This is a genomic window from Streptomyces sp. AC627_RSS907 (assembly GCF_019049165.1).
The window spans coordinates 1-749 of the sequence record NZ_JAGMUE010001413.1 but is presented as its reverse complement, the minus strand read 5'-3'; the positions used below and the strand labels follow the sequence as shown (position 1 = coordinate 749).

Annotated in this window: 1 protein-coding gene; it reads right to left on the bottom strand. The window is 68.9% G+C overall.

The genetic code is table 11. The features are described 5' to 3' along the window. Nucleotides 1–749: FAD-dependent oxidoreductase (locus KUM32_RS42180; protein WP_217146884.1), on the bottom strand; the 749-nt coding region annotated here is incomplete at both ends.

The window sequence follows — 749 nt, the reverse complement described above, 5'->3', positions numbered from 1 at the left end:
CTGCGTGGGGTGCGCGTGGATGAGCTGGGCCACCTCGGCGGGCAGCGCCTCCCAGTTGTAGATGAGCTGGGCCTCGCCAACCTGCTCACCCATGCGGTCACCGACCATGTGGACGCCGACCACGGCGCCGTCGCGCACCTGGACCAGCTTGATCTCACCCGTGGTCTTCAGGATGCGGCTCTTGCCGTTGCCGCCCAGGTTGTACTTCAGGGCCACGACCTTGTCGGCGCCGTACAGCTCCTTGGCCTTCTCCTCGGTGATGCCGACGGAGGCGACCTCGGGGTGGCAGTACGTGACGCGCGGCACGCCGTCGTAGTCGATCGGCACGGTCTGCAGACCGGCGAGCCGCTCCGCGACCAGGATGCCCTCGGCGAAGCCGACGTGCGCGAGCTGCAGGGTGGGGACCAGGTCGCCCACGGCCGAGACGGTCGGCACGTTGGTGCGCATGTACTCGTCGACCAGGACGTAGCCGCGGTCCATGGCGACCCCGGCCTCCTCGTAGCCCAGGCCCTGCGAGACCGGGCCGCGACCGACGGCGACGAGCAGCAGCTCGGCCTCGAAGGTCTTGCCGTTCTCCAGCGAGACCTTGACGCCGTTGGCGGTGTACTCGACGCCGGAGAAGCGCGAGCCGACGGAGAACTTGATGCCGCGCTTGCGGAAGGCGCGCTCCAGGAGCTTGGAGCTGTTCACGTCCTCGACCGGAACCAGGTTCGGCAGCGCCTCGACGATGGTCACGTCGGTGCCTAAGG